The organism is Methyloceanibacter sp., from assembly GCF_051306395.1.
Classification (GTDB): domain Bacteria; phylum Pseudomonadota; class Alphaproteobacteria; order Rhizobiales; family Methyloligellaceae; genus Methyloceanibacter.
Map to the genome: position 1 here is coordinate 1 of NZ_JBPPND010000195.1, position 5,384 is coordinate 5,384.

Genomic DNA, 5,384 nt, shown 5'->3' on the forward strand with positions numbered 1-5,384 from the left:
CGGTCAATCTTACTCATCTATACAAGCCGCCAGGGCCGTCCATCTACATTCCCTCCATCATCTCGTCATGGGTGGGAACGGCCCTCACAAGGGCCCCATACTCGCCCGGCGTAAGCTCCGGTAGCTGCCGCAGGAAGGCCACGACGTCCCAAAGACACTCATTTGTGCGTCACGCCCCAGGCCGCGCATTTGCGCACGCCCGAATAGCGCGAGCGACGCCCTTTATGAAACCAATAGTTGAGGCTTGGGTTCTCTGTCTAGTTGGACCGGTGGTTGCTTCCCCCTGAGTTGGAATTGGATGTCCACACATGCGAGTCAGAGCTACCGTGGACCCGCAACTAGCTTCGATCAGGGTAATTAGGACGCGCGCCTGTAAACTTAAGGGCTTGTCCGAGTTCCGCATCCTGTTCCTGGACAAACGCAACCAGATGATCGCCGACGAGGTGCAGCAGAAGGGCACCGTGGATCATACGCCGGTCTATGTGCGGGAGGTGGTGAAGCGGGCGCTGGAGCTTTCGGCCACGGCGATCGTGCTGGTGCACAATCACCCTTCGGGCGACCCGACCCCCTCACGCGCCGATGTGGAGATGACCAAGCAGATCGTCGCCGCGGCGAAGCCCTTAGGCGTCGTGGTTCACGACCACATTATCGTGGGCAGGCAGGGGCATGCGAGCTTCAGAGGGCTCGGCCTGATTTAGTCGGATAAGCGAGGAGCCGGCGCCTTAGGCGGGCGGCGGACCGAAGACCAGCACCGCGTTCAAGCCGCCGAAGGCGAAACTGTTCGACATCACGTAGTTGATGTCGCGGGTCTTGCCGGCATTCGGCGTGTAGTCCAGATCGCATTCCGGATCCGGGTCGTCGAGACCGACCGTCGGCGGCACGAAGTTCTCCTGCATCGCCTTGATGGCGGCGATCGCCTCGATCCCGCCGCCGGCGCCCAGGCAATGGCCGTGCATCGACTTGGTCGAGGAGATGGAGAGCTTGTTGGCGGCATTGCCGAACACGCGCTTGATGGCGCGGGTCTCGTTGATGTCATTGACCAAGGTCGCGGTGCCGTGGGCGTTGACGTAGTCGATGTCGGACGGCGCCAGCGCCGCGTCGTCCAGCGCCTGCTGCATGGCGGTGGAGGCCCCGTCGATGGACGGGTTGACCATGTCGGCCGCGTCCGCCGTCATGCCGTAGCCCATGAGCTCGGCCAGGATCGGCGCGCCGCGATCCCTGGCGCGCTCGTACTCCTCCAACATCAGAATGCCGGCGCCCTCGGCCAAGACCGTGCCGTTGCGCTTCTTGGAGAACGGCCATAGGCCGTCGGGACTCAGCACGCGCATGGCCTGCCAGGCGCGTGTGGCGCCCCAATTGAGCGAGGCTTCCGCCGCGCCGGCGATACCCACATCGACGAGCCCTTCGCGGATCATGCGGTAGGTGAGACCGATGGAGTGGGTCGCGGTCGAGCAGGCGCTGACCACACCGAAGGTCGGGCCCTTGATGCCGTACTCGATGCTGACATGCGCGCTCGCCGATGAGCCGATCGCCTTCAGAAGGGTCAGCGGATGGGTGGCGCGCTTGTTCTCCTTGAACAGCATCTTGTAGGAGAATTCGAGTGTGGTTAGGCCGCCGACGCCGGAGCCGATAATGCAGGCGGCGCGGTAGCCGTCGGCGTCCTTGATCGGATATTCCAGCTTCGACTGGGTCACGGCTTCATGCGCCGCGCAGCCCGCATATTGGGAATACTTGTCGGCGAGCATCAGCTGCTTGCTCTTCAAGCGCTCTCGCGGATCAAAATCCGGCACCTCGCCGGCGATCGTGATGTACAGGTCTTGGGTGTCGAAGCTCTGGACCTCGCGGATGCCGCAAGCGCTGCCCTTCATGGCAGCCCAGAACTTGTCAACGCCCGTGCCCAAAGGAGTGACGACGCCCTGGCCGGTGACCACGACGCGCCTGCGTCCGTTAGAGTGTGTCATGTAGTGTTAAGCCGTAACTCCAAGCCTGGTCCACGTCCCGGGAAGGACTCGAGCGGACGGCCGGTCTAAGCTGCTGCGCCCGACGCCTTCGATTCTGCGATGATCCCCTTCACGCGATCGACCACAGAGCCGACCGTCGCAAACGCTTCGACTTCTTCGTTCGCATTATAGGGGATTTCGATACCAAAGGTATCCTCAATGTCGAACACGATCACCGCGAGATCGAGGGACTCAATCTCGAGCTCGCTCAGGGGGGTCTCGAGCGCCACGGCCTTGGATGGGTCCTTCATGTTCTTACGCAGAATTTCGATGATCTTGGTGGCCACCTCGTCCATATCGCTCTCCCTGCCCCGTTGAGGGGTCCGTGTCTAATGGTCCCTGGCTAAAACGTAGCTAATCCGAGGGCAAGTCAGGCATTGGAATAGACTTAAAAACTGGTCGAGTCTACCCGTGCCCCGCACGCTCGGTTTGCCGATACTATACGCTCTAATCGCTAACAAAATTGGCGTTTTTGCGCCTGTCGTCGCCTTGGTTTCAGCATAATCCACACGGCCCCGCGGGCCATTGCGGCACTGTTTATCAACCCCGTGCTACAATAATAGTAGAAGAACGTGCTTGCGGCCAATTGCCTCCCGTCTGTGGCCGTGGCGCCGTTAACTGGCGGTAAAGCAAGCCAAAAACTGAACCCCGATGGCCAGCAAGGCGAATCCGGTACCCGTGGACACCGCCCAAGACCCTAGAAACCGTCCGTGGCTCAAGGCTTATCCGGCCGGTATTTCTTGGGAGCGGAGCTTTAAGCCTGGCCTCGTCCACAAGCTCCTCGACGATGCAGTGGCCGCGTTCGGGGCGCGGCCCTGCACCTACTTCCTCGGCAAACGCCTGAGTTACGCCGAGATCGGTGCGCTGTCGGACCGGGCCGCGAAAGGCTTGCGGGCGCTCGGCGTCGGCGAAGGGGTCAAGGTCGGGCTCTTGCTGCCCAACTCGCCGACCTTCGTGATCTTCTATTTCGGGGTGCTCAAGGCGGGCGGCACGGTTGTCAACTTCAACCCGCTCTACAGCCTGGAGGAGATCGAGTTCCAGATCCGCGACAGCGACACCAAGATCATGGTGACGCTCGATCTGTCGCTGTTGTTCGACAAGACCGAGGCCATGCTGAAGAGCGGGGCGCTGGACAAGGCCGTGGTGGCCAGGTTCGCTTCGCTCCTGCCGCCACTCAAACAGGTGGGGCTCAAGCTCTCGCGCCGGGTGAAGCGCGCCAGGGTCGGCCTGTCCCGCATGCGGCGGCAGATCGTCCGCGAGGCGGACCTGCTGGCCAATGACGGCCGCTACGAGCGTCCGGTCATCACGCCGGACTCGATCGCCGTGCTGCAATATACCGGCGGCACCACGGGCACGCCCAAGGGCGCCATGCTCACCCATGCGAATATCTCCATCAACGTGGCCCAGGTGAAGCTGTGGGGGAACCGGCCCCCGGAGGCCGTCGACCGCGTGCTCGGCGCGCTGCCGCTGTTCCATGTGTTCGCCATGACCACGGTGATGAATTTCGGCGTGGCCAGCGGCATGGAAATGATCCTCATGCCGAAATTCGAGCTGGTCGAGGCGCTGAAGCTCATCGGCAAATTGAGACCGACGATGATGCCGGGCGTGCCGACTCTGTACCAAGCCATGCTGCGCCATCCGCGAATCAAGCGGTTCGATCTGTCCTCGCTCGCCTTCTGCATCTCCGGCGGCGCGGCGCTTCCGCTCGAGGTGAAGCGCGGCTTCGAGGCGCTGACCGGCTGCAACCTGGTGGAAGGCTATGGCTTGAGCGAGACCTCGCCGGTCGCCACCTGCAATCCGCTCGACGTGACGCGGGAAGGCTCCATCGGTCTGCCGCTGCCCGGCACCGAGATTAGCATCCGCTCGCTCGAGGATCCGGCGCAAGAGGTCGCCCGCGGCGAGCCCGGGGAGATCTGCATCGCCGGCCCGCAAGTCATGACCGGCTATTGGAAGAAGCCCGGCGAGACGGAGTCCGCGTTCACCGGCCGTTTTTTCCGCACGGGCGACGTCGGCTACATGGACGAAGAGGGCTTTGTCTTCATCGTCGACCGCATCAAAGACATGATCAACGCCGCCGGCTTCAAGGTCTATCCGCGGCGCGTCGAGGATGCGCTCTATGAGCATTCGGCGGTGGCCGAGTGTTGCGTGGTCGGGGTCCCGGACGCGTATCGGGGCGAGGCGCCGAAGGCCTATGTGAAGCTGAAAGAGGGGAGTACCGCCACGGCGGACGAACTCATGGCCTTCTTGCGGCCGAAGCTGTCGAAGCTTGAATTGCCGGTGGCGATCGAGTTTCGCGAAGAACTGCCGAAAACCATGATCGGCAAGCTCTGCAAGAAAGAGCTACGCGCGCAAGCTGGCCACTAACAAGCCGGCCACTAACACGCAGGCCTCATGCGGGGCGCTTGCCCCGCATCGCGCTATCATGAAACACGATCGGCCTTAGCGCAGCCAGGGAAGCAGGCCCTGGCTCTGCTCCTCCATGCCCCGCTGCTGGCGGCGCAGCATCCGCCGCTCCCGCCGGGTCAGGTTTTGCGGGTCGACCACCGCCGCTTCCGCGGTCTCGGTCTCGGCCTCAATCTCGGTCGTATCGATGGGCTCTCCGTCGGCGGTTCCGGCGGGCTGAGCTGTGGGTGCCGCCGTCGCGCGCGGCGCGGCTTGCGGCTGAGGCTTCGGCGCAGGTGCGGCGTTGGCCTGGATCGTCCGGGTCGCAGGCTGCGCTGCGGGCTGCGGCGCTGCGGCTTGCTGCGGTGCCGGTGCACTTTCGGTCGCGGCGACTTCGTTGCCATCGGCGTCGGTGGCGATCGGCTTCGTCATGACGAACATGCTCGGCACGTTCTCGCCGGTGAAGCCGGCATGGTCGTCCGCGGTGGTCGAGGCGTTCAGGAAGCGGTAGCCGGGCTGCCCGGCGGTGCTGGCGACGGGCGTCATGATCTCGGCTTCGGCAAACGCGTCCTTCTCCTCGGGCTCAGGGGCGGCGGCGGTCTCGGTCTCCGGCGCGCTCTCGGGCTCGGCGGAAGCCTCGATCTGCTCCTCGGGCTTCGGTTCTTCCTTCGGCAGCGACGTGCGCAGCCAAGTGCGCTCACCGCACAAAATCCAGCCCTTGCAGCCCCGGAGAGTGATCTGGCTGTTCGACACCATCGTCAGCGTCGCGGAGTACGTGTTGCCGTCCTCGGGATTGTAGATGCTGCCCTTCCACTGGTTGGCGCCGGTCGGAGCCATGCCGTTGATGATAGGCAGACCCAGGATGGCGCGACCGCGCTGCGACGGGTTCTCGTTTCGGACGTCGCGCAGCGGCTTGCCGCTACTGTCGAGCGGATCTTGGAGCCAAACGATCTTGGCGCAGATGTAGCGCTTGCTGGAGCCGCAGCGGAACACCTGGATCTT

General features: G+C 63.6%; 5 protein-coding genes. 2 read left to right on the forward strand and 3 right to left on the reverse strand.

Features of this window, described 5'->3' with window-relative positions; all coding sequences use genetic code 11:
- The first annotated feature begins 308 nt into the window (after positions 1–308).
- On the forward strand, positions 309–698 hold the full coding sequence (locus ACSLE4_RS10190; RefSeq protein ID WP_435904346.1) for a JAB domain-containing protein: 390 nt from the start codon (positions 309–311) through the stop codon (positions 696–698).
- Between the two features lie 24 nt (positions 699–722).
- Here the strand turns inward: ACSLE4_RS10190 and ACSLE4_RS10195 are convergent, their stop codons facing one another.
- Positions 723–1,961, reverse strand: coding sequence for a beta-ketoacyl-[acyl-carrier-protein] synthase family protein (locus ACSLE4_RS10195; RefSeq protein ID WP_435904347.1), 1,239 nt, complete (start codon positions 1,959–1,961; stop codon positions 723–725).
- A gap of 65 nt (positions 1,962–2,026) precedes the next feature.
- The gene (locus tag ACSLE4_RS10200; RefSeq protein ID WP_069442112.1) at positions 2,027–2,296 is read right to left on the reverse strand and encodes an acyl carrier protein; all 270 of its coding nucleotides are present in this window, start codon (positions 2,294–2,296) and stop codon (positions 2,027–2,029) included.
- 355 nt (positions 2,297–2,651) lie between these two features.
- On the opposite strand from ACSLE4_RS10200, the gene ACSLE4_RS10205 reads away from it, so the two are divergent.
- Positions 2,652–4,364 (forward strand): long-chain-fatty-acid--CoA ligase, encoded by a 1,713-nt coding sequence (locus ACSLE4_RS10205; protein WP_435904348.1) that lies wholly within the window; start codon positions 2,652–2,654, stop codon positions 4,362–4,364.
- A 75-nt stretch (positions 4,365–4,439) separates the two neighbouring features.
- On the opposite strand, the gene ACSLE4_RS10210 is transcribed toward ACSLE4_RS10205, so the two are convergent.
- Positions 4,440–5,384 (reverse strand): DUF2147 domain-containing protein (locus ACSLE4_RS10210; protein WP_435904349.1); only part of this gene is annotated, 945 nt, incomplete at its 5' end.

Coding starts and splice junctions, on each gene's coding strand:
- ACSLE4_RS10195 (WP_435904347.1), bottom strand. CDS start 1,961: ATGACACACTCTAACGGACGCAGGCGCGTCGTGGTCACCGGCCAGGGC.
- ACSLE4_RS10190 (WP_435904346.1), top strand. CDS start 309: ATGCGAGTCAGAGCTACCGTGGACCCGCAACTAGCTTCGATCAGGGTA.
- ACSLE4_RS10205 (WP_435904348.1), top strand. CDS start 2,652: ATGGCCAGCAAGGCGAATCCGGTACCCGTGGACACCGCCCAAGACCCT.
- ACSLE4_RS10200 (WP_069442112.1), bottom strand. CDS start 2,296: ATGGACGAGGTGGCCACCAAGATCATCGAAATTCTGCGTAAGAACATG.